21 protein-coding genes and 1 tRNA gene are annotated in these 22185 nt (G+C 45.0%); 16 read left to right on the forward strand and 6 right to left on the reverse strand.

The annotated features are described in order from the left end of the window. The first annotated feature begins 2 nt into the window (after positions 1 to 2). The 3 genes from LZG75_RS06000 to LZG75_RS06010 are packed head-to-tail and all read left to right on the forward strand — an operon-like array spanning position 3 to position 4323. Positions 3 to 974: a tripartite tricarboxylate transporter substrate binding protein BugE gene (locus tag LZG75_RS06000; protein WP_233936188.1), complete on the forward strand. Its 972-nt coding sequence runs from the start codon at positions 3 to 5 to the stop codon at positions 972 to 974. A gap of 32 nt (positions 975 to 1006) precedes the next feature. Continuing rightward, a complete protein-coding gene (locus LZG75_RS06005; RefSeq protein WP_233923969.1) occupies positions 1007 to 1792 on the forward strand; it encodes an SDR family oxidoreductase in 786 nt (261 codons plus the stop codon). Between the two features lie 26 nt (positions 1793 to 1818). Then, positions 1819 to 4323, forward strand: a complete 2505-nt coding sequence (locus LZG75_RS06010; RefSeq protein WP_233936191.1) for an ABC transporter permease — start codon at positions 1819 to 1821, stop codon at positions 4321 to 4323. A 27-nt stretch (positions 4324 to 4350) separates the two neighbouring features. On the opposite strand, the gene LZG75_RS06015 is transcribed toward LZG75_RS06010, so the two are convergent. From LZG75_RS06015 to LZG75_RS06030, 4 genes are all read right to left on the reverse strand, one after another. Then, positions 4351 to 4878, reverse strand: a complete 528-nt coding sequence (locus LZG75_RS06015; RefSeq protein WP_233936194.1) for an RDD family protein — start codon at positions 4876 to 4878, stop codon at positions 4351 to 4353. Positions 4879 to 4886: 8 nt separating this feature from the next. Then, a complete protein-coding gene (locus LZG75_RS06020) occupies positions 4887 to 5450 on the reverse strand; it encodes a DUF3106 domain-containing protein (RefSeq protein WP_233936196.1) in 564 nt (187 codons plus the stop codon). A gap of 74 nt (positions 5451 to 5524) precedes the next feature. Further along, positions 5525 to 6079 carry a DUF3619 family protein gene (locus LZG75_RS06025; protein WP_233936199.1) on the reverse strand — a complete coding sequence of 185 codons (555 nt, stop codon included), beginning with the start codon at positions 6077 to 6079 and terminating at the stop codon, positions 5525 to 5527. After that, positions 6076 to 6645: an RNA polymerase sigma factor gene (locus LZG75_RS06030; RefSeq protein ID WP_233923974.1), complete on the reverse strand. Its 570-nt coding sequence runs from the start codon at positions 6643 to 6645 to the stop codon at positions 6076 to 6078. The genes LZG75_RS06025 and LZG75_RS06030 overlap by 4 nt, the downstream gene beginning before the upstream one ends. Before the next feature lie 221 nt (positions 6646 to 6866). On the opposite strand from LZG75_RS06030, the gene LZG75_RS06035 reads away from it, so the two are divergent. The 13 genes from LZG75_RS06035 to LZG75_RS06095 all read left to right on the forward strand — a co-directional run bounded on the left by LZG75_RS06035 (position 6867) and on the right by LZG75_RS06095 (position 20576). Further along, positions 6867 to 8645, forward strand: a complete 1779-nt coding sequence (locus LZG75_RS06035; protein WP_233936203.1) for an acetolactate synthase 3 catalytic subunit — start codon at positions 6867 to 6869, stop codon at positions 8643 to 8645. Continuing rightward, positions 8645 to 9136, forward strand: coding sequence for an acetolactate synthase small subunit (gene ilvN / locus LZG75_RS06040; RefSeq protein WP_233923976.1), 492 nt, complete (start codon positions 8645 to 8647; stop codon positions 9134 to 9136). Before LZG75_RS06035 ends, ilvN begins: the two co-directional genes overlap by 1 nt. A 53-nt stretch (positions 9137 to 9189) precedes the next feature. Further along, positions 9190 to 10206 (forward strand): ketol-acid reductoisomerase, encoded by a 1017-nt coding sequence (gene ilvC, locus LZG75_RS06045; RefSeq protein WP_233923977.1) that lies wholly within the window; start codon positions 9190 to 9192, stop codon positions 10204 to 10206. 20 nt (positions 10207 to 10226) lie between these two features. Next, positions 10227 to 10877, forward strand: coding sequence for a phosphatidylserine decarboxylase (locus tag LZG75_RS06050; RefSeq protein ID WP_233923978.1), 651 nt, complete (start codon positions 10227 to 10229; stop codon positions 10875 to 10877). Further along, on the forward strand, positions 10877 to 11746 hold the full coding sequence (pssA, locus tag LZG75_RS06055; protein ID WP_233936205.1) for a CDP-diacylglycerol--serine O-phosphatidyltransferase: 870 nt from the start codon (positions 10877 to 10879) through the stop codon (positions 11744 to 11746). Before LZG75_RS06050 ends, pssA begins: the two co-directional genes overlap by 1 nt. Positions 11747 to 11977: 231 nt before the next feature. Then, positions 11978 to 13525, forward strand: a complete 1548-nt coding sequence (locus LZG75_RS06060) for a 2-isopropylmalate synthase (protein ID WP_233936208.1) — start codon at positions 11978 to 11980, stop codon at positions 13523 to 13525. Between the two features lie 136 nt (positions 13526 to 13661). Then, positions 13662 to 13931: a 30S ribosomal protein S15 gene (gene rpsO, locus LZG75_RS06065; protein ID WP_233923981.1), complete on the forward strand. Its 270-nt coding sequence runs from the start codon at positions 13662 to 13664 to the stop codon at positions 13929 to 13931. 237 nt (positions 13932 to 14168) lie between these two features. Further along, entirely contained in the window at positions 14169 to 16352 is a 2184-nt protein-coding gene (pnp, locus tag LZG75_RS06070) for a polyribonucleotide nucleotidyltransferase (protein WP_233936211.1), read from the forward strand. 52 nt (positions 16353 to 16404) lie between these two features. Beyond that, positions 16405 to 17403: an NAD(P)H-quinone oxidoreductase gene (locus LZG75_RS06075; RefSeq protein WP_233936214.1), complete on the forward strand. Its 999-nt coding sequence runs from the start codon at positions 16405 to 16407 to the stop codon at positions 17401 to 17403. An 8-nt stretch (positions 17404 to 17411) separates the two neighbouring features. Then, positions 17412 to 18170, forward strand: coding sequence for a triose-phosphate isomerase (tpiA, locus tag LZG75_RS06080; RefSeq protein WP_233936221.1), 759 nt, complete (start codon positions 17412 to 17414; stop codon positions 18168 to 18170). Positions 18171 to 18191: 21 nt separating this feature from the next. Further along, positions 18192 to 18614, forward strand: a complete 423-nt coding sequence (gene secG, locus LZG75_RS06085; RefSeq protein WP_233936223.1) for a preprotein translocase subunit SecG — start codon at positions 18192 to 18194, stop codon at positions 18612 to 18614. Positions 18615 to 18669: 55 nt separating this feature from the next. Then, a tRNA-Leu gene (locus LZG75_RS06090) sits at positions 18670 to 18754 on the forward strand. Between the two features lie 157 nt (positions 18755 to 18911). Then, a complete protein-coding gene (locus tag LZG75_RS06095; protein WP_233936226.1) occupies positions 18912 to 20576 on the forward strand; it encodes a prolyl oligopeptidase family serine peptidase in 1665 nt (554 codons plus the stop codon). 34 nt (positions 20577 to 20610) lie between these two features. On the opposite strand, the gene LZG75_RS06100 is transcribed toward LZG75_RS06095, so the two are convergent. Both LZG75_RS06100 and LZG75_RS06105 read right to left on the reverse strand, forming a co-directional pair. Next, positions 20611 to 21153 (reverse strand): hypothetical protein, encoded by a 543-nt coding sequence (locus LZG75_RS06100; RefSeq protein ID WP_233936234.1) that lies wholly within the window; start codon positions 21151 to 21153, stop codon positions 20611 to 20613. 52 nt (positions 21154 to 21205) lie between these two features. Then, positions 21206 to 22174, reverse strand: a complete 969-nt coding sequence (locus LZG75_RS06105; protein WP_233936237.1) for a tripartite tricarboxylate transporter substrate binding protein — start codon at positions 22172 to 22174, stop codon at positions 21206 to 21208. Between the last annotated feature and the right edge of the window lie 11 nt (positions 22175 to 22185).

Here is a 22185-nt window from a genome sequence, read left to right on the forward strand (position 1 = left end):
ATATGAATTTTAGTTACCGCTTTTTTTTGGCGTTTGCCTTAGCCGTAATTTTGAGTGCACCAAGTTTTGCTGATACTTATCCTAGTCGCCCGATTCGTTTAATTGTGCCATTTGCGCCTGGAGGTACAACCGACATTATTGCGCGCAGTATTGCTGATCCCCTTGGACGACAATTGGGTCAACCTGTGATTGTGGAAAATCGGGCAGGCGGCGGCGGTAGTATTGGTGCGCTTGAGGTTGCTCGGGCGCCAAAAGATGGCTACATCATTGGAGTGGCAACGGTGTCTACTACTGCGGCTAACCCGGCCATTAACCCCAAAATTGGCTATGATCCTACTAAAGATTTTTCACCTATTACGAATATTGCGGCTACCCCAAACATCATTGCGGTAAACCCCAATTTTCCAGCAAAAGATTTCAAAACTTTTTTAGAAGTGTTGAAGAAAAATCCAGGTAAATATTCTTATGCTAGTTCGGGTACTGGTGGTATTGGTCATTTACAAACGGAATTATTCAAAAGTTTGACTGGTGTTTATATTGTGCATATTCCTTACCGTGGCGCAGGTCCAGCATTAACGGACACCGTTGCAGGGCAAGTGCCGATCATTTTTGATAACTTACCTTCGGCCTTGCCGTTTATTCGGGATGGTAAGTTAGTACCGATTGTGGTTGCCGCCCCGAAGCGTTTAGCGCAGCTACCTAATGTACCAACTTTTGCTGAAGTGGGTTTAGCTCCCGTGAATCGGATGGCCTACTATGGGCTTTATGGTCCAGTTGGACTTCCCCGTGATATTGTTGAGAAAATTTACGTAGCGACACAAAAAGCAGTCACTGAGCCTGCAGTTCGCAAGCGTATTGAAGATACTGGATCAATCATTAATGTGAATGGACCCGAGGAGTTTGCCAAAGAAATTAAAGCCGAGTACACCGTATATAAAGAAGTAGTAGTAAAACAAAAACTGCAAATTGACTAATGCAGATCAATGAATAACAGCAAAGGAAAGATATGGATTACGGAATTCAAGGTAAGGTAGCCTTAGTCTTGGCCTCTAGTCGGGGCTTGGGTCAGGCGATGGCAGTATCTTTAGCGCGTGAAGGTGTCAAAGTCGCCGTTACGGGGCGTAATCCCGAGGGTTTAAATACTACCGTTGAGATGATTAAAGCATTCGGTGGCACAGCGTTGCCAATCCCTTGGGATTTATCTGAGTTAGGCGCAATTGATCCTAATGTGAGTCTGGTCGAGCAGCAATTGGGGCCGATAGATATTTTGATTAATAACACTGGTGGCCCACCGCCGACGCCTGCAGCTGGCCAAGACCCAAAATTATGGGAAAAAAGTTTTCATGATATGGTCCTATCCTTAATTAGTATTACTGATCGTGTTTTGCCTGGTATGCGCGAACGCCGTTGGGGTCGCATTATTACTAGCACGACGTCGGGAGCAATTGCACCGATTCGTAATTTAGCGATTTCAAATACGCTGCGGGCAGGCTTATCGGCTTGGTCTAAAACCTTAGCGAATGAAGTTGCAGGCGAAGGTATTACTGCTAACATTATCATGCCAGGGCGGGTTGCGACAGATCGATTAAGGCAGCTTGATGAGGCGCGCTCGAAGCGCGAAAATATGACTTATGAAGCTGTTGTTGAGGCAAGCCTTAAGCTGATTCCCGCCGGACGTTATGGCGACCCTAAAGAATACGGTGATACAGCTGCATTTTTAGCTAGTATGAGCGCTGCATACATTACTGGCTCAGTTATTCGGGTTGATGGTGGACAAGTTCAGGGCATTTGATTTATTACGCTAAAGGTCTGGTCTTTTTGTTTAATTCAGTTGTGCTCAGCCACCTTCGGCGTGATCTACGTTCTACTGAGCTGCTCTATTTATTAGTAGCGCTCATTATTTCGGTTACGGCATTATCCAGCGTGGGGTTTTTAGCCGATCGCTTACAACGGGCATTTCAATTTGATGCACGGCAATTAATCGCTGGCGATTTATTAATTGTTTCTGATCGACCCATTACCGAGACTTTTCTTGCTGAAGCCAAGCGACGAGATATTCGTGTTGCCACTACAGTTGTATTTCCTAGTATGGCTAATTCAGCCAAGCAAGCCAAGTTAGTATCTTTAAAGGCGGTGAGTGATACCTATCCTTTACGTGGTAATTTACAACTAGCTGAAAGTACTACTGAGCTAATCGGCGGCCCAAAAGTAGGTACAGTGTGGATCGATGCAGCCGCTGCTATTGCCCTCAATACCCAAGTAGGTGAGCAGCTTAAGCTAGGTGAGCGGCAATTTTTAATTAGCGGGGTGTTGGTTCGAGAATTAGATCGGGGTGCAGGCTTTATGAATTTTGCGCCACGGGTCATGATGCCTTTAATCGATTTAAATTCAACGGGCTTAATTGGCTTAGGCAGCAGGGTTACGTATCGAGCCCTATTTGCTGGTAGCGATGCAGCAATTCAAGCCTATGAAGCTTGGGTGCGACAACAAATAGCGTCCAACGGCCTGCGGGGTATTCAAGTCGAAAATTTGGAAACAGCGCAACCGACGATGCGTAAAACTTTAGAGCGGGCCGAGCGATTTCTCACTCTCATGGCTTTATTAACTGCATTGATTGCAGCAGTAGCAATAGCCTTAGCAGCTCGTCGTTATGTATTAAAGCAGGCTGATGCTTATGCCATTTTGAAATGTTTTGGTGCGACTCAGCGCGATTTAATCTGGCGTCAATTACATCTTCTACTGTATTTAGTTGGTGGCGCTTGTTTTATTGGTGCGGGCTTAGCGTGGTTAGTGCAAGAAGGTTTGGTGTGGTTTTTAGGTGGCCTACTATTAGCCAGCCTGCCTGCACCATCAATTTGGCCAGTGGTGTGGAGTATTTTGTGGGCTGTATTACTGCTCTTTGGTTTTGCCGCTTATCCATTACTTACGCTGACAGCGGTCTCGCCAATTCGGTTAATTCGCCGTGAATTAGGTGCGCTACCGATTGCCGCACGTTGGTCGACCATCATCAGTATCGCAACTTGTTTAGCAATGATTTTTTGGGCAGCGCGTGATTGGAAGCTGGCAGGGTGGGTGAGCCTCAGTTTTGCTGGTGCCATTCTCATTTTTGTAGTGCTTATTTGGCTAATATTGCGCGGCTTAAAAAAATGGAGTGATTCCAAGCAATTTTCGCTGCGTGGTAGCTCGGCCTTTGCATTACGCTTTGCTTTAGCTGCCTTAACTCGGCGGAGTAGTTTTACGATTATGCAAATTTGCGCCTTAGCGATTGCGTTAATGGCAATGCTCTTAATTATTGTTTTACGGCAAGATTTGTTGCCTGCATGGCAGGGATCGGTGCCAGCCAATTCGCCCAACCGCTTTGTGATTAACATTCAAAATGATCAACGCCTTGCGGTTGCTGAAGATTTATCGTTGGCTGGTATTCGTGCTGCGCCACTATATCCAATGGTGCGTGGTCGCTTAATTGATATCAATGGGAAGTCGGTAATCCCAAGTGATTACAAAGATGAAAATGCAAAGCGTTTAGTTGATCGTGAATTTAATCTTTCTTATACTGATACCTTGCCCCTTGGCAATCGCTTAATCGCAGGCGAATGGTTTAGTTCGGATGCAGCCCAAATCTCCCTCGAGAGTGGCATTGCTAAAACCCTAGGCCTAAAGTTAGGTGACGTACTTAGCTTTGAAATTGCCGGTCAAATTGTTTCGGCCAAAATTACTTCATTACGTAAACTAGACTGGAGCTCAATGCGGGTGAATTTCTTTGTCCTTATGCCGCCTCAGACTTTACAAAATTTACCCCAGTCGTGGATTACCTCTTTTTATCAGCCTCCGACACAAGCAAACCTCGATTTGCAGTTAAGTCAAAAATATCCAAACCTGACTGTCGTTGATGTAGGCTTGTCACTTAAACAAATTCAAGATGTCATCGAGCGTTTAACTTCAGCCCTAAGCATTCTCTTTTTGTTTGCTATCGTTGCGGCTATTTTGGTCTTGTTTGCTGCCATTGCAGCGACACAAGAAGAGCGTTTTCGCGATGCCGCTCTGTTAAAAGCATTAGGTACTTCGCGGGGCTTGCTAGCGCAAATTGCTGCGCTAGAGTTAGTCGTGATTGGCGGCTTGGCAGGATTATTAGGTGGTTTGGCGGCTTCTGCTGCAGCTTGGGCCTTAGGGCGCTATGTGATGGAGCTTGAGTTTTATGCTTTTTTTCAACCCCTCATCTTTGGTTTGCTGATGGGTTTAGTAGCTTGTGCTTTGGCGGGCTATCGTTTTTATCGCAAAATTCAAGTAACCACTGCAGTCAATTGCCTGAGAGAGGCAATGTAAGATAAAGGTAGTGAAACTCGATAATGTTTAGCGCTTTAGGCGTGGCAATTGCACCAGCTTAGTTTGAGCAAAGCGATCTGGCCAGCTTTGGCGACTTGTGTCTGAACGGCGATCGAGAAAAATACTCAGCGGTGAAAATAGTAGCGCCACCACAAATAATAATTCAATAATTTGCCATTGTTGAAAGTGAAAGATGCCCTGTAAGACTATGCAGGGAAGCAACCACAGAGAGCCATAAATATAGCGCGAGATTGCCCGCCGCCGAGAAAGGATTTGGTCTGAATTAGAAAGCAGTTGAATTTGCCAAGTTTGCATGGCTAGCGTTTGACCAGTTCGGGTCCAGTACCAAACAAAATACAGACCTAATACACCATATAAATAAAAAAAAGTAAGCCAACTGGGTAGTGTAATTTGAAAGAGCATGCCTAAAGCTAAATTGGGCAGTAAAAATGTTAGTGCAACGACCCCGAGCAAGACTAATTGCTCGTAGAGATTGCAGGCTACACGGCGCCAAAAACCGGGCGCGGGTAAGCGGTTAATTGCTGCTTGACTCATCGCAGAACTTATTTATTAGCTGGATAAGTTTGCAAGCTGGGGGAGGTAGCCGTGCTAGGTTTTTTTTGGCTATTTTCGCGTGCTGCGAGTTTTTGTTTTTCTTCATCAGGTAATTGTTGATACGCTTGCCAGGCCTCATTTTTTTTATCGTTAGGAAACTTGAGACTACTTAAATAATTTTCACGGGCTAAGCGACGATCTTTTTGAGATAACTTGGCCCACTCGAGCATTCGGGCTTGTAATCGCTCTTGTTCTGCAGCACCTATTTTAGGATATAGGTTGGCTAACTTAGCCCATTTTTGCCGACTTTCGTTGGTCATTGAGGGCCAGTCACCCTCTAAGGGCGCAAGAATTTGTTGTTGCGCAGGACTTAAGCTCGCCCAATTACTAATGGGTTTTTTATCACCAGTATTCGCGCTGGTTTTGCCATGGGGTGCAATTGGCGTAACTAGCGGAGGTGTTAAGGCATTCGTTACTGGTTGGTTAGTGGTTTCAGTCGGCACCTCATTGCTCACGGTAGATTGTGCCCATACTTGCGGGGCGAGTAGACCAAGAACTAGATTGGCGTTCATGAGTAAGCCAATACTAAAGATCAAGCTGAGGCGCTGCGGATTCAACATCGCTATGGGTGGATTGAAGTATCGATTCAGGAGGGAGAGGCAGCGTTTGCTGCGGCGGGCTCAAGACTATCGGGACTCAGTTCGTGACTCAGGTCACGATGCGCTTTTAAAAACGCTAAAAAACCGCTATCGGCATAAGCGTTGGGGGGCACATCATCGGTGAGAATTGCTGCATCTAGAACAGCAAGGTCTTGCAAGCGCGATTCTTGTTGCCAATCGGTAATCGCCATCAAACCAAAAATAACCGCTGCGCTAGCGGCAAGCCACATCAGCATGTTAAATATGGGGCCGTGCTTAGCATCGCCACTGAGTTGGCTTCCCGTTTGACCGCCAAAAGCAGGTGCAAAGTTACGCTGCCAGAAAAACGGCGTAGGGGTTTTTTGCGCGCGTAGCGCGTGCAGTCTTGCCTCGTCTAGACGATGACGAATTTTTGGCACAAGTTGTTGCGCACCTTGCTGCAAAAGAGCCATTGCGCTCTGGGCAAATTGTGCCTCTTCGGTCGGTGTAAGGCCCGCGGTTTGGCTTTGCCCGCCTGATTGAGTGGGTCGAGAAGATTGGGTTGGTGCGGTAGGGCGGTTCACAGCGAGATTCCTTTGGCTTTTAATGCCTTAGCTAATGCTTGGGTAGCGCGGGAGCAGTGAGTTTTTACACTACCCTCACTGCATCCCATTGCTAAGGCGGTATCGGTAATACTGAACTCCTCCCAATAACGCATTAGGAAGGCTTCTTGTTGACGACTTGGTAATTTTGATATTTCTGCTTCAAGAATAGCAATTAACTGAATTTTCTCGAGTTGCTGTGCACCATCTTGATGAATACTGCTTTCATCGGGCGCAATTAAGTGCTCTAGCGGGTCGTAATCCTCGTTTTCAAGCTGTTTTTTACCTAAAGCCGAAAACAAGGTAACCCAGGTATTGCGAACCTTTTGGCGTCGAAACCAATCATGAATGCGGTTCTGTAGAATCCGCGTAAAGATGAGGGGTAGCTCATTAGCGGGGCGGTCGCCATATTTTTCAGCCAGCTTAATCATGGCATCTTGGACAATATCTAGGGCTGCATCATCGTCTCGCACGGCATATACCGCCTGCTTAAAGGCCCGTTTATCGATACCACTGAGAAAGTCGGCTAACTGTTGGGGGCTTGCCATAATGGCTAGATATAAAAGGACGAATTCACGGTTAAATAAGGGTTTTCACCCCCATTCTAGGGTATTGCTTTACAATCTAAGGCTCAGTATTTAAAAACCATTCAAGAAGTGGCTTTTATTTTTGCTTTAATTTTAAGCAGCAGCGCCGCCCGAACCAGGTCCAAAAGTCTAGGAAAGGGCTGACTAAACAATTTTTTGCCGAAAATTGCAAAGGAAATGAAATGAATACCAGCAGCGCAGAATTCTTGGCCTCAAAGGCTAATACCCCCACCGTTTCTCAAAATACTGGCCCCGAAATGATTGGCGCCGAAATGCTCGTTCATGCTTTGCATGCTGAGGGCGTTGAGTATGTTTGGGGTTATCCCGGTGGTGCGGTCCTCTTTATTTATGATGAAATCTTTAAACAAGATAAGTTTGAACACATTTTGGTGCGCCATGAGCAAGCAGCAGTGCATGCTGCCGATGGCTATGCGCGTGCGACTGGTAAGGTTGGTGTTGCCTTAGTTACTTCGGGCCCTGGCGTAACTAATGCTGTTACCGGTATTGCTACGGCGTATACCGATTCAATTCCCATGGTGATTATTTCTGGCAACGTACCTACTTATGCGATTGGTGAAGATGCGTTTCAAGAGGCGGATACCGTTGGTATTACGCGGCCAATCGTTAAGCATAATTTTTTAGTTAAGGACGTTAAGGATTTAGCTTTAACCTTGAAAAAAGCCTTTCATATCGCTCAAACTGGGCGTCCTGGTCCTGTTTTGGTTGATATACCCAAAGACGTTTCGGCAGCGAAGGCCCCGTTTTACTATCCTGCTGAGTTAACAATGCGGTCTTATAACCCAGTGGTAAAGGGTCATAGCGGGCAAATTCGTAAGGCTGTAGCCTTGCTGCAGCAAGCTGAACGTCCTTATATTTATACTGGCGGCGGCATCATTTTAGGCAATGCAGCGCCGGAATTAAAAGCCTTTGCTGATTTATTAGGTTACCCCGTCACTAATACATTGATGGGTTTGGGCGGCTTTCCTGGTACGAGCCCCCAATTTTTGGGCATGCTCGGTATGCATGGAACGTATGAAGCGAATATGGCCATGCAACATAGCGATGTCTTAATTGCGATTGGTGCACGCTTTGACGACCGCGTTATTGGTAATCCCGAACATTTTGCCAGTCATCCGCGCAAAATTATTCATATTGATATTGATCCATCCGTCATTTCGAAGCGGGTTAAGGTAGATGTACCCATTGTTGGCGATCTCAAAGAGGTATTGGTCGAGATGACCGCGCAATTGCAGGCCGCTGGCCCATTAAAAAATGATACTAAGCTCGCCGCATGGTGGCAACAAATTAATGAGTGGCGTAAGAAAGATTGTCTTAAATATGATCGCGACTCACAAATTGTTAAGCCACAGTATGTCGTTGAGAAGTTATTTGAATTGACTGGAGGCGATGCCTTTATTTGCTCCGACGTTGGCCAGCATCAAATGTGGGCAGCACAGTTTTATAAATTTGATCAACCCCGACGCTGGATCAATTCAGGAGGCCTAGGCACGATGGGGGTTGGTTTGCCTTATGCCATGGGGATTAAAAAAGCCTTTCCTGATAAAGATGTCTTCACTATTACGGGTGAGGGCTCGATTCAAATGTGTATTCAAGAATTGTCGACTTGCAAGCAATACAACACACCAGTCAAAATTGTTTCATTAAACAATCGCTACTTGGGTATGGTACGGCAGTGGCAAGAACTCACCTATAACCGCCGCTATTCCAGTTCTTACATGGATTCCTTGCCAGACTTTGTGAAGTTAGCGGAAGCCTTTGGTCACGTCGGCATGTTAATTGAAAAGAAAGCCGATGTTGAGCCTGCTTTAAAAGAAGCTATTCGCCTTAAAGATCGCACAGTTTTTATGGATTTTCAAACCGATCCAGAAGAAAACGTCTGGCCGATGGTGCAGTCGGGCAAAGGCATTACTGAAATGCTGTTAGGTAGCGAGGAGTTGTAATGCGTCACATTATTTCAGTTTTACTTGAAAATGAACCTGGCGCCTTGTCCCGCGTGGTGGGTTTATTTTCGGCGCGTGGTTACAACATTGAAACGCTAAGCGTTGCGCCAACTGAAGATCCCTCACTATCACGTATGACTATCGTCACGATTGGCTCGGATGATGTTATTGAGCAAATTACTAAGCACTTGAATCGCTTGGTTGAAGTTGTCAAGGTATTTGATTTGACTGAAGGCCCACATATTGAGCGTGAATTAATGATGATTAAAGTACGGGCAGTTGGCAAGGAACGCGAAGAATTAAAGCGTACCGCCGATATTTTTCGTGGGCGCATTATCGATGTGACTGATAAATGCTACACCATCGAATTAACTGGCGATAGCACGAAGTTAGATGCGTTTATCGATTCGATTGATCGAGTTTCTATTTTAGAAACCGTCCGTTCTGGCGCAACAGGCATTGGTCGGGGTGAGCGTATTCTTAAAGTGTAATTGGTAGTTTATTTTGTAATAGCGATAACTTATATCAACAAGAAGGAAATAGTATGAGAGTGTTTTACGATAAAGATGCAGATCTATCCTTAATTAAAGGAAAAAATGTGACCATCATTGGTTATGGTTCACAGGGTCATGCACATGCCTTAAATCTGAAAGATTCTGGTGTCAATGTTACGGTGGGCTTGCGTAAACATGGCGCTTCATGGAAAAAAGCTGAACAAGCCGGTTTAGCAGTGAAAGAAGTGGCCGATGCCGTTAAGGACGCCGATGTGGTGATGATGTTATTGCCCGATGAAGATATTGGTGCGGTTTATAAAGCGGAAGTACATAACAATATTAAGCAGGGCGCAGCCTTAGCATTTGCCCATGGTTTTAATGTGCATTATGGTCAAGTAGTGCCACGCGCCGACTTAGATGTGATCATGATTGCCCCTAAAGCGCCTGGTCATACCGTGCGAAATACGTATACCCAAGGTGGTGGCGTGCCTCATCTCATTGCGGTATATCAAGATAAATCAGGTCATGCTCGTGATGTCGCACTCTCTTATGCCACTGCCAATGGCGGTGGACGCGCCGGCATTATTGAAACGAATTTCCGCGAAGAAACTGAGACCGATTTATTTGGTGAGCAAGCAGTGTTGTGCGGCGGCACGGTTGAGTTAATTAAAGCGGGTTTTGAAACTTTGGTTGAAGCTGGCTATGCGCCTGAAATGGCTTACTTTGAATGTTTACATGAATTAAAGCTCATTGTTGATTTAATTTATGAAGGCGGTATTGCCAACATGAATTACTCGATTTCGAATAATGCCGAGTATGGTGAATATGTTTCTGGCCCACGCATTGTGACTGAAGAAACTAAAAATGTCATGCGTCAGTGTTTGAAAGATATTCAAACTGGTGAGTATGCAAAGAGCTTTATCTTGGAGAATAGAGCGGGTGCGCCCACTTTAATTTCCCGTCGTCGTTTAACTGAAGAACATCAGATTGAAGAGGTTGGTGCTAAGTTACGCGCGATGATGCCGTGGATTGCGAAAAATAAATTAGTTGATAAAGCGAAAAACTAAGTGGATATAGGCCAGTTTCGATGATGTATCCCCATCCCCTTATTGCTAAAGAAGGCTGGCCTTATTTAATTGGTTTGGCGATCGTTATTTTGATCGTGCAGCATTTTGGCGGTTTATTGTGGTCATGGCCGCTGTGGCTCATTTTCTTTTTTGTCTTGCAGTTTTTTCGTGACCCACAGCGTATTGCTCCATTAGGTCGCGATTTAGTAGTGTCGCCTGCTGACGGCCGAATTGTTGCGGTTGAGGTGTGTAATGACCCCTATGCTGATCGCGAGGCATTAAAAATGAGTGTCTTTATGAATGTTTTTAATGTGCACTCGAACCGAATTGCAGTGACGGGGCATATACGTAGCATTCAATATTTTCCGGGCTCGTTTGTGAATGCCGATTTGGACAAAGCCTCTACGCAGAATGAACGCAATGCTGTAGTAATTGAGGCTAACAGCCAAATCATTACTTTAGTGCAGGTAGCAGGGCTCATTGCACGGCGCATTTTATGTTATGTGCATGTTGGCGACCGCGTAAAAAGGGGTGAGCGCTATGGTTTCATTCGCTTTGGTTCGCGGGTTGATGTGTACTTACCTCTAACCGCTGAGCCATTAGTGAGTGTGGGCGATATTGTTTTTGCGACTAAAACTGCGCTAGCGCGTTTACCAGGTTTAGATACGTAATGCCATTTCGTCGCCGTTTACGATTCGATCGTAGCCGTTTAAAGCGCCAGCGTACTTTAGGTCGCGAAGGCGATGCTTGGAATGGAGATACGCATAGCGCGGCCGACGATCATCCTGATTTTGAGGTTGAGCAAGAAATTGAATTGAAGCCTCGCCTGCGTAGCAAGGGAATTTATTTGTTACCTAATGCGTTTACAACCGCTGCTTTATTTTGTGGTTTCTTTGCGATCGTGAATGGCATGAACCACCAATTTGAAACTGCGGCAATTGCAATTTTCGCAGCCTTAGTTTTAGATGGCATGGACGGTCGGGTAGCAAGGATGACCAATACCCAAAGCGCTTTTGGTGAGCAATATGATTCTTTATCTGACATGGTTTCATTTGGCGTTGCGCCGGCTTTGGTGGCGTACGAGTGGGTTTTAAAAGATTTAGGTAAATGGGGCTGGTTAGCTGCCTTTACTTATTGTGCTGGTGCAGCCTTACGACTAGCACGTTTCAATATTAATACCGGCGTCGTTGATAAGAAATTTTTTCAAGGCCTGCCAAGCCCAGCCGCCGCCGCTTTATTAGCAGGCTTTATTTGGTTGGCTGATGACAATAAGTTGCCCGTTAAAGATTACGCCATTCCTTGGGTGACTTTCTTTATAACGGTTTATGCTGGTTTAACGATGGTTTCTAATGGCTATTTTTATAGCGGCAAAGCCTTAGATGTGCGCTACCGCGTGCCATTTTGGGTTATGGTCTTGCTAATACTGGGTTTTGTGCTGATTTCATCAAACCCCCCGGTGACCTTATTTGCTGTTTTTGTTGCCTATTCAGTCTCAGGATATGTCATTTGGGCTTGGCGTCGCTTTGCCGCTAAAGGCTAAGTAAACTAATTTGATGTATAGTTTATCTATGTTGATGAATTTAACCCCTAATTTAGCCCTGCTTCTATTAGCACTAAGCCTAGCGCTTGGGGCGGGTAAGCCTTGAGTTAATGAAACCAGATTGATTCATTAATCCAAACATACCGGCCCCAGCAAATTGCTGGGGTTTTTGTTTTGTAGTTTGCGTAATGCAGTGCAGATCGATGAGTAGCGATTTATTGGAGAGTAACCATGACAGACAAATTAATTATTTTTGATACCACCTTGCGCGATGGCGAGCAGTCGCCTGGCGCCTCGATGACTAAAGACGAAAAAGTCCGCATTGCGCGACAACTTGAGCGCCTTAAGGTGGATGTGATCGAAGCAGGCTTTGCGGCTAGCTCAGAAGGTGATTTTGACGCAATTTCGGCAGTTGCTGCAGCCGTGAAAGATTCCACTGTTTGTTCTTTAGCGCGTGCCAATGATCGTGATATTACGCGGGCTGCCGATGCATTAAAGGCCGCTAATTCAAAGCGGATTCATACTTTTATTGCCACTAGCCCATTGCACATGGAAGTGAAATTGCGGATGACGCCCGACCAAGTCTTAGATCAAGCGATACGCTCAGTTCGCTTCGCACGTAACTTAGCTAATGATGTGGAATTTTCAGCTGAAGACGGGTATCGCTCAGAAATGGATTTTTTGTGTCGCGTATTTGAAGCCGTTATCGATGCTGGAGCAACGACCATTAATGTTCCCGATACTGTTGGCTATGCCATTCCTGAGTTATATGGCGAGTTTATTAAAACTTTGCGTACCCGCGTGCCTAATTCGGATAAAGCGGTTTGGTCGGTACATTGCCATAACGATTTAGGTATGGCGGTGGCTAATTCTTTGGCTGGGGTGAAGATTGGAGGGGCTCGACAAGTAGAGTGCACGATTAATGGTTTAGGTGAGCGCGCTGGTAATACTTCATTGGAAGAAATTGTGATGGCTTTGCGCACCCGTAAAGACTACTTCAATTTAGTTTCAACAATTGATGCCACTCAAATTGTGCCGGCTTCAAAATTGGTTTCCCACATTACGGGCTTTGTCGTGCAGCCCAATAAAGCCGTGGTTGGAGCTAATGCGTTTTCACATGCCTCTGGTATTCATCAAGATGGTATTTTGAAAGCCCGCGAAACCTATGAAATTATGCGTGCTGAAGATGTAGGTTGGTCAGCAAATAAAATAGTCTTGGGTAAGTTATCTGGTCGAAATGCATTTAAACAACGCTTAGATGATTTGGGCTTAACTTTAGAGTCGGAGGCCGACTTTAATGAAGCATTTGTGCGCTTTAAAACCTTGGCAGATCAAAAAGCGGAAATCTTCGACGAAGACATTATTTCGATTATGTCGGAGGCTGCTCATGCTGAAGAACACGATTTTTATCATTTTATTGGCATTAGCCAGCACTCTAAAACCGGTGAAAGACCAATGGCTCGAGTGAGTTTTCGCATGGGTGATACCGACGTCAGTGCAGAGGCTGAAGGCAATGGGCCGGTTGATGCGAGCTTAAACGCAATTGAGACTTTAGCTAAAAGTGGTGCTGAACAGCTTTTGTACTCGGTTAATGCGATTACTTCTGGCACCCAATCGCAGGGTGAAGTGACTGTGCGCTTGGCAAAAGGAGGACGTATTGTGAATGGGGTGGGTACCGATCCTGACATCATTGCAGCTTCAGCTAAAGCCTATTTATCTGCCTTAAACAAGCTTTACGATCCACGGCATGTGAAGTTAAACGCCCAAATGACCCCATAAGCTGCCTTATATCAAGCAGATTGCCCTCTATTTTGAATTCTGCTACAATTCGATGGCTTTGATTTATAAAGCTTTTTTTAATCGCACGACACTAAAAGGGTGAAAGCTCGGGTGTTCGCAAGTAAGGAGTAATACGATGTCAGTAGTTCATAGTCAAACGGCGGAAATCGTCAAAGAAAACGCGCGTAGCGCAAATGATACGGGTAGCCCTGAAGTTCAAGTGGCCTTATTAACCGCTCGTATCAACGACCTTACACCCCATTTCAAGGCAAACGCCAAAGATCATCACAGCCGTCGTGGTTTGTTGAAGATGGTTTCGCGTCGTCGCCGTCTCTTGGATTATCTCAAGGGCAAAGATCTGGATCGTTATCGCGCGTTGATTGAGAAGTTAGGCCTCCGTAAGTAATTGGCTGGCATTTAGTAGCAGTTTGAGTGCTTCTAGATTACCTGTTTAGGGGATCGTGTCATTCCAATGCGTCTCTCAGCCCCCATTGCCCTGCGCTGAGTGCCTCACTGGAATGGCATCCCTTGTAATCTCGAATTGCTCCAGCGTAGTCGAGGCGCTGCATTTCCTCGGCGAGCGTTAAGTAGCTTGTTTTAGCATCCATTTGGAATGCACAAGCACAATTTGGAGAATGAAAAAATGACCATGTTTAATAAAGTAGTAAAGACCTTTCAATGGGGCCAACAGCAAGTAACAATGGAAACGGGTGAAATCGCGCGTCAATCTGGCGGTGCGGTTATGGTAGATATAGGCGATACGGTGGTATTAGCCACTGTTGTAGCTTCAAAATCAGCAAAACCCGGGCAAGATTTTTTCCCTCTTACGGTTGATTATTTAGAAAAAACCTATGCCGCAGGCAAAATTCCTGGTGGCTTTTTCCGCCGTGAAGGACGTCCATCAGAAGGCGAAACCTTAATTTCGCGTTTAATCGATCGCCCAATTCGCCCGCTATTTCCTGAAGGTTTTTATAACGAAGTGCAAGTGGTCATTCATGTTTTATCGATTAACCCCGACATTCCTTCAGACATTCCTGCCTTAATTGCTGCATCAGCGGCTTTATCGATTTCAGGAATTCCGTTTAATGGCCCCATTGGTGCGGCCCGCGTGGGTTATCGTGATGGTCAGTATTTACTTAATCCAACCCGTGCTGAGCAAGCAACCAGCGATCTCGATTTAATTGTGGCTGGTACGCAGGCCGCAGTGTTAATGGTTGAGTCTGAAGCACAACAATTACCAGAAGATGTGATGTTGGGTGCAGTCGTTTATGGCCACGATCAAATGCAAATTGCGATTAACGCCATTCAAGAAATGGTCCGCGAAGCTGGTAAACCCGAATGGGATTGGCAAGCCGCACCGAAGGATGAGCCTTTAATTGCCAAGGTGACAGCCCTTGCTGAGGCGCCTTTACGTGAGGCCTATCAAATGCGCCAGAAACAAGCGCGCTCAACCAAGCTCAAAGAAATTAATAAAGAAGTGTTGGCTAAGTTAGCGCTTGACGGTGATATAGATGAAGTTGCTGTGGGTAATATTTTGTTTGAGATTGAAGGCAAAATTGTGCGTAGTCAGATTTTGAATGGTGAACCCCGGATTGACGGGCGCGATACTCGCACTGTTCGCCCAATTGAAATTCGTAGTGGTGTTTTGCCTCGTACCCATGGTTCAGCGCTCTTTACCCGTGGTGAAACCCAGGCTTTGGTAGTTGCTACCTTGGGCACTGCACGCGACGAACAAATTATCGATGCACTTGAAGGCGAGCACCGTGATCGTTTCATGTTCCACTACAACATGCCTCCATTCGCTACTGGTGAAACCGGTCGGGTTGGTAGCCCGAAGCGTCGCGAAATTGGCCATGGTCGTTTAGCGAAGCGCGCACTCATTCCTGTGTTACCAAACCCAGAAGATTTTGCTTATAGCATTCGAGTTGTTTCTGAAATTACTGAATCAAATGGTTCTTCATCGATGGCTTCAGTCTGCGGTGGTTGTTTAGCCTTAATGGATGCAGGTGTCCCTGTTAAAGCACACGTTGCTGGCGTAGCAATGGGCCTCATTTTAGATGGCAACCGATTTGCTGTCTTAACTGATATTTTGGGTGATGAAGATCATTTAGGCGATATGGACTTCAAGGTAGCCGGCACAGCAAATGGCATTACCGCTTTGCAAATGGATATCAAAGTACAAGGCATTACCAAGGAAATTATGCAAGTGGCTTTAGCGCAAGCTAAAGAAGGTCGTCTACATATTCTGAGCAAAATGCAAGAAGCGATGGGTTCGGTTCGTACTGAGTTATCAGAGCATGCTCCCAGAATGGTGTCCTTCAAAATTCATCCCGATAAAATTCGTGAAGTAATCGGTAAGGGTGGCGCTACCATTCAAGCCTTAACTAAAGAAACGGGTTGCAGCATCAATATTGAAGATGATGGTACGGTTACCATTGCCTCTACCAGCGCTGATGGCTTAGCTGAAGCAAAGAGCCGAATTGAGGGCATTACCGCTGAAGCTGAGGTAGGCAAGATTTATGAAGGCCCTGTAGTGAAGTTGCTTGAATTTGGCGCCTTAATTAATATTCTGCCCGGCAAAGATGGTCTTTTGCATATTTCCGAAATTGCTAATGAGCGCGTGAAAGAAGTCAAAGATTATTTGCAGGAAGGTCAAATTGTGCGAGTGAAGCTATTGGCTGCCGATGAACGTGGTCGTTTACGCCTGTCATTAAAAGCAGCAATGGCTGAAGAGGGTGGCACAATTGCACCCTTAGCGGCTGGTGCTAGTAGCTCGCCTACTGCTGAATCTGCTGAAAGTTCACCTGCGAATGGTGAAACGGTCTAAGTAAAAGAGTTTTTACTTAGACAAATGATCTGATTGTGAACGGAGATGACCGATGCGCGTGATTGAAATTCGTGAACACGGTGCGCCTGAAGTCTTAGTTTCAAGCACTCGTCCTGATCCTGCTGTACCAGCGGCGGGTTCTGGCGAAGTGTTAATTCGGGTTTTAGCTGCTGGTATTAATCGCCCCGATGTATTGCAACGCAAGGGTCATTACCCCGTTCCTGCTGGCGCCTCTGATATCCCCGGCCTTGAAGTCGCTGGCGAGATTATCGGTGGCGATTTAGCGCATGCCGACAATACTTTTGGCCTTAAGTTAGGCGATAAAGTCTGTGCCTTGGTGCAGGGCGGTGGTTACGCTGATTTATGTTTGGCTCCCATTGCGCAATGTTTGCCTTATCCAATTGGTTTTAGCGACCTAGAAGCGGCAGCCTTACCCGAAACCTTTTTTACCGTATGGAGCAATGTCTTCATGCGCGGTGCGCTGGCTAAGGGCGAAACTTTATTAGTGCAGGGCGGGTCTAGCGGTATCGGGGTTACTGCGATATTAATTGCCAAGGCTCTAGGTCATCGGGTTTTAGTTACTGCAGGTAGCGATGAAAAATGCGCTGCTTGTATAAAGTTAGGCGCCGATGTTGCCATTAATTATAAAACCCAAGATTTTGTTGTAGAAGTTAAAAAAGCGACTAATGACAAAGGCGTGAATGTAATTTTAGATATGGTTACAGGTGCCTACGTACAGCGCGAAATTGATTGCTTGGCCGATGATGGCCGCATTGTGATTATTGCAATTCAAGGTGGCTCGAAGGCAGAAGTCAATACGGGTCAAATTTTACGGCGGCGCCTAACGATTACCGGCTCTACTTTACGACCGAGACCAGTTGCTTTTAAAAAGCAAATTGCGCAAGCTTTGTATTCACAAATTTGGCCTTTACTAAATGCTGGTCAATTAAAGCCTGTAATTTATAAAACCTTCAGCATGAATGACGCTGCCGCTGCGCATCGCTTAATGGAATCGAGCGAGCATGTGGGCAAAATTATTCTCTCGGCTTAATTCAGCATATGCGCCCACTCATTATTATTGCTAATTGGAAAATGCACGGCAGCTTTAGCCGTAATCAAACTTGGTTTCAAGAGGTATGTCGCACAATGGAGCAAGGCATGCCTTCGGGTCGACGGTATGCGGTATGTGCACCATTTCCTTATTTAGCTCAATGTGCAGAGTTAATTCGCGCCGGCGGAATTGCCACCCTCAGCTTAGGCGCACAAGACGTATCAGCTCATCTTGATGGCCCCTATACCGGTGAAGTATCTGCTCCCATGTTAGCTGAGCTTGCCTGTTCTTATGTCATTGTTGGCCATTCCGAGCGGCGTGAGTTACACCACGAAACTGATGAACATATTGCCGAGAAAGCATTACTTGCTTTAGACCATGGCTTAACTCCCATAATTTGTGTGGGTGAAACTGCCGATCAGCGTAATTCAGGTCGAGCAGAAGAAGTGGTGCGCTCACAAATTGCACGTCAAGTTGCAGTTTTGCAAGATCGCTTGGTCGACTCTTTAATTGCTTACGAGCCTGTATGGGCTATAGGCACCGGTAAAGTAGCTACAGCCCAAGTAGCTCAAGATATGCACCGCGCTATTCGCTACCAATTGGCTGAATTTAATGAAGAAGTCGCTTCACATATAGCTATTTTATATGGTGGTAGTGTTAAACCTGAGAATGCTGCGGAATTATTTGTCATGCCTGATATTGATGGCGCTTTAGTGGGCGGCGCTTCGTTAATAGCACACGATTTTCTTGCGATTTGCAGAGCGTAAATATTTTATTGGAGATTGAGTATGGAATGGTTTTTAACTCTATTAACTGTATTGCAGATAGTTTCTGCCTTAAGCGTAATTGGCTTAGTTTTATTGCAGCAAGGTAAGGGTGCTGATATGGGTGCTGCATTTGGCTCTGGCGCTTCAGGTAGTGTCTTTGGTGCTAGTGGCTCGGCTAATTTTCTTTCACATGCCACTGCTATTTTTGCCACCGTATTTTTCTTAAGTACTTTGGGGCTTACTTGGGTGGGCAATAAAAAAACTACCGTGCCTGGCGTACTCTCAGGGTCTTCGCTACCTGCGACTGGTGATGTGCCAGTGCCAGTAGCGCCTGTTGCGCCAAATGCACCTTCAGCTAGCCCAGCAAAAAATGCTGCCGCACCAGCTTCAGCAACAGAGCCTGCCGCAGCTAAAGATGTCGGTAAGCCAGTAGTACCAAAGTAATTCCTATTTTGACAGGAAGTTGTAAAATTTTAGATGTTCAGTCATTTTGTAATATGCCGACGTGGTGAAATTGGTAGACACGCTATCTTGAGGGGGTAGTGGCTTAGGCTGTGCGAGTTCGAGTCTCGCCGTCGGCACCAAATGATTTTTAAATGCTATTTGGCAGCATTCAGTATTATTGTTATCGAGCTGCCCCGATAAGTAGACTTGACCTTCATATTTTGCATCATCTACTGTAAAATATTTGTTACTATTATTAGGCGTGTAATAAATTAACATATTTATGCGGAGTAGCGAATGAATACAAAACTTTCTTTGTACCTAGTTTCTTTAAGTACAGTATTTATCGTGTCCGCTTGTGGTGGTGAAGGCAGCATATCAAGTACTACACCTGCAAATAATGCAGCCTCAGCCATTCCTATGGCCGCCGCAGTAGATACTATAGGAAATAATAATTCAGGGTATCCAGCGGGACCTAACCTAGGTGGGTACTATTCTAGCGCCGCACCAACTTGCGGTTCTTCGCCTACTGTAGAGTGTCTCGAGCGAGTTTATGAATCAAATTTTTGCCAGCTTGATCAAGGAGGCAGTCTTACATCGGCCCAGTGCCAAGCAAATATTGCATATATTGCCAGTCAACCTGAAACTGGAAATTTTGATTTAAACAAAAAACCAATTCTGAATAATAGCGTAGGAGTAACAGGAGTTAATTTTTCTTCTATAAATTACGCCACTACTGTACCTCTACCGAATGGCAACCAAACATTTACAGTTTCTGGTGGGTTGGCTATGCCAACGGGAATTGAAAAGTCGAAAATCAAGGGGGTTATCACCTATTTTCATGGGACTCAACTAGATAATCAAGATGTTGGATCAAATATTTCAAGTCCTAACACTTTACTGGCTTTATCTGTGTTCACCTCGCAAGGTTATATTGTGGTGCTACCCGACTATATTGGTCAGGGAGCTAATTATGGGGATGTACACCCATATGTTATCTATCCACAAGCAACTGCTAAAACAGCAATTGATATGCTAAGCGCAGTCAAGCAAAGCATTCAAAGTCAATACGGTTATGTTGCCACCGATAAGTTAAAATTATTTTCAATCGGTTATTCTGAAGGTGGGGCATATTCTCTGTGGTTCAATGCTTATATAAACGATAACCCAAAAGTGTTAGACGCCTTCTATACCTTAACCCATTCGGTTGGCGCCGAGGGTGCATACAGCACATCCGATGTAACAAAAAGTTTTTTATTTGCAGATGTGAGTAAGTCTCCAAACTTATTTAATATTCAAAATCAATGGCTAACTAATGGAGTTAAACCCGCATTATTTGCTGATGCGATGTTGTCTTTTGCTACCTATTCACTGAATGCTGATTTCAGCTTATTTAATCCTGCCTTTTATGCTCTGACTTGTGGTAATTCATTACTAGCTGATCAAGCTAAATGCAAATTTGGTGCGACAAAATATAATTTGGCCCAATCTTTTAGATTGAGTGCTACCTCTCCTGCATCTCAAGTGCTTAATAGTGCCTTTGGCAAAACTATGGGTAACTATACCTTTATAGAAAATGAATTAATGCTTTTTATATCGTCGCATAATAGCGCCTTCTCTTTACTGAGTTCGGAGGATCTTGCTAATGGCAGCACTGCAATTGGCGCTAAACTCAATGCTGCGCTAGTAGCAGCAGATGTAAATTTAAGTAACATACCGAATCGGAGTGTATCTATCATTACGCTCGACCAAGACTCCGTAGTAAGTCCTAATAATTATGATGTTTTATTGGGAAAATATGCGGCAAAAATTAAAACGGCTATTAAAATTCCGGCTGAAATGATTCAAGTTGTTTCTCCCCTCTCAACCAATAAATCAGCTTTAAAATACATGCCAACGGATCATATTGAGGGGAACGCATATACATTTTTATATGCCCTCAATATTTTTAATCAGTTTTAAAATACACTATACCTCTCTGTATCAAGGGCTTCCATTATTTACCCAACACGCTCATATAGCCCGTCAGATAAGAGATGGAAAAGAAGAGGGTATTAGTAATACCTTTTTTAGAGCTGACATTAATTTCAAAGCCTGTTTTCTTTTTTTGAACCAAAAAGTCTTCGCTAAGCTCGATTGAAATTTCCTCACCAAATTCGCAACCCATAGAACCGCATGGGCCGGCCATTCGATTAAGCGATTTAAATGGCACAGTTGCGCCATTCACGATTTGAGCCGATTGATATTCACGCATTCCATTCAAGTAAATGAGTTTTCCCACTGCGCGATAGGTCACATGCCCATGTGAATTTTTAGTAGCTACTAAACCAAACTGCTCACTAGTATTATCTGCGCCGATAGTAAAAATTTCTGGCCCAATATAAGTCACACTTTGATCAGTAGTCGAAGTTTTAATTTGAGTCGCTTTTGCTACCGAGGCAACTTCATCCGAGCTAATGACAATTTCATGGCTTGCGCAGGCAGTGAGCAAAATCCCAACCGTGAAGAGGGATAGAATTTTAAATAGCTTGGCGGGCATGGGCAGCTTTAATGAGAAGGGATGCGTGATTCTAGCCTGAATTTTTGATAGGCTAATCGACTGACGCACCAGAGGCTTTCACCACCTTTTCCCATTTTTGAGTTTCAGCTGCAATAATTTTGCCAAAATCTTCTGGCGTACCAGGAATGGGTACTCCACCTAGCTCTGCAAGTTTTTCTCGCATTTTTGGTTCTGCCAAAATGCGATTTACTTCGGCGTTTACTCGATCAATTGCAGCGCGTGGTGAACCCTTTGGCATACCAATGCCAAACCAAGCAGTAGCTTCATAGCCAGGAACAGTTTCTGCGATCGTGGGTACATTGGGCAAAGAAGGGTCACGCGCCGCAGAGGTAACCGCTAAGGCACGCAGACTGCCAGACTTAATATGGCCTGCAGATGAAGGCAAGTTATCAAATAAGACTTGTACTTGACCAGCCATCAGGTCTACTAAAGCTGGGCCTGCGCCTTTATAGGGAACATGCAACATATTACAACCCGTCATCGATTTAAATAGTTCGCCTGATAAATGCACTGAAGTGCCACTACCCGAGGATGCCATATTGACTTTGCCGGGATTAGCTTTGCAGTAAGCAATAAATTCAGCCACTGTTTTAATGGGCAATGAGGGTGGAATGACCATTACATTCGGGGTACGCACAATGCCAGCTACGGGAGCGATATCACGTATAAAGTTGTAATTCAGATTTTTGTAAAGCGAGGCATTAATACCATTAGCTGGATTGACGAGCAACATCGTGTAACCATCGGGCGCCGACTTAATGACAAATTCAGTGCCAATGTTATTACCGCCACCAGGCTTATTTTCAACAATAACACTTTGTCCTAATAGTTGTGTTAATGGTTGAGCCATAATGCGAGCAAGGACATCTGTAGTGCCAGCAGGGGGATAAGGTACGACCCATTTAATTGGTCGCTCGGGATAGTCGGCTGCCGCAGCTGGATTGATTAAAACAATAAAGGTACAAATACCCGTTAAAACAATTTTGCTAAGGGATGTCATATGGTCTCCTG

The organism is Polynucleobacter sp. IMCC30063 (genome assembly GCF_021395235.1).
Classification (GTDB): domain Bacteria; phylum Pseudomonadota; class Gammaproteobacteria; order Burkholderiales; family Burkholderiaceae; genus Polynucleobacter.

Excerpts from the sequence above, each read along its gene's own strand:
- LZG75_RS06060 (WP_233936208.1), top strand. The coding sequence starts at position 11,978 with ATGACAGACAAATTAATTATTTTTGATACCACCTTGCGCGATGGCGAG.
- LZG75_RS06075 (WP_233936214.1), top strand. The coding sequence starts at position 16,405 with ATGCGCGTGATTGAAATTCGTGAACACGGTGCGCCTGAAGTCTTAGTT.
- LZG75_RS06050 (WP_233923978.1), top strand. The coding sequence starts at position 10,227 with ATGATGTATCCCCATCCCCTTATTGCTAAAGAAGGCTGGCCTTATTTA.
- LZG75_RS06035 (WP_233936203.1), top strand. The coding sequence starts at position 6,867 with ATGAATACCAGCAGCGCAGAATTCTTGGCCTCAAAGGCTAATACCCCC.
- LZG75_RS06105 (WP_233936237.1), bottom strand. The coding sequence starts at position 22,174 with ATGACATCCCTTAGCAAAATTGTTTTAACGGGTATTTGTACCTTTATT.
- ilvC (WP_233923977.1), top strand. The coding sequence starts at position 9,190 with ATGAGAGTGTTTTACGATAAAGATGCAGATCTATCCTTAATTAAAGGA.
- LZG75_RS06095 (WP_233936226.1), top strand. The coding sequence starts at position 18,912 with ATGAATACAAAACTTTCTTTGTACCTAGTTTCTTTAAGTACAGTATTT.
- LZG75_RS06030 (WP_233923974.1), bottom strand. The coding sequence starts at position 6,645 with ATGGCAAGCCCCCAACAGTTAGCCGACTTTCTCAGTGGTATCGATAAA.
- tpiA (WP_233936221.1), top strand. The coding sequence starts at position 17,412 with ATGCGCCCACTCATTATTATTGCTAATTGGAAAATGCACGGCAGCTTT.
- LZG75_RS06020 (WP_233936196.1), bottom strand. The coding sequence starts at position 5,450 with ATGAACGCCAATCTAGTTCTTGGTCTACTCGCCCCGCAAGTATGGGCA.
- ilvN (WP_233923976.1), top strand. The coding sequence starts at position 8,645 with ATGCGTCACATTATTTCAGTTTTACTTGAAAATGAACCTGGCGCCTTG.
- rpsO (WP_233923981.1), top strand. The coding sequence starts at position 13,662 with ATGTCAGTAGTTCATAGTCAAACGGCGGAAATCGTCAAAGAAAACGCG.
- LZG75_RS06015 (WP_233936194.1), bottom strand. The coding sequence starts at position 4,878 with ATGAGTCAAGCAGCAATTAACCGCTTACCCGCGCCCGGTTTTTGGCGC.
- LZG75_RS06005 (WP_233923969.1), top strand. The coding sequence starts at position 1,007 with ATGGATTACGGAATTCAAGGTAAGGTAGCCTTAGTCTTGGCCTCTAGT.
- pssA (WP_233936205.1), top strand. The coding sequence starts at position 10,877 with ATGCCATTTCGTCGCCGTTTACGATTCGATCGTAGCCGTTTAAAGCGC.
- secG (WP_233936223.1), top strand. The coding sequence starts at position 18,192 with ATGGAATGGTTTTTAACTCTATTAACTGTATTGCAGATAGTTTCTGCC.
- LZG75_RS06100 (WP_233936234.1), bottom strand. The coding sequence starts at position 21,153 with ATGCCCGCCAAGCTATTTAAAATTCTATCCCTCTTCACGGTTGGGATT.
- pnp (WP_233936211.1), top strand. The coding sequence starts at position 14,169 with ATGACCATGTTTAATAAAGTAGTAAAGACCTTTCAATGGGGCCAACAG.
- LZG75_RS06000 (WP_233936188.1), top strand. The coding sequence starts at position 3 with ATGAATTTTAGTTACCGCTTTTTTTTGGCGTTTGCCTTAGCCGTAATT.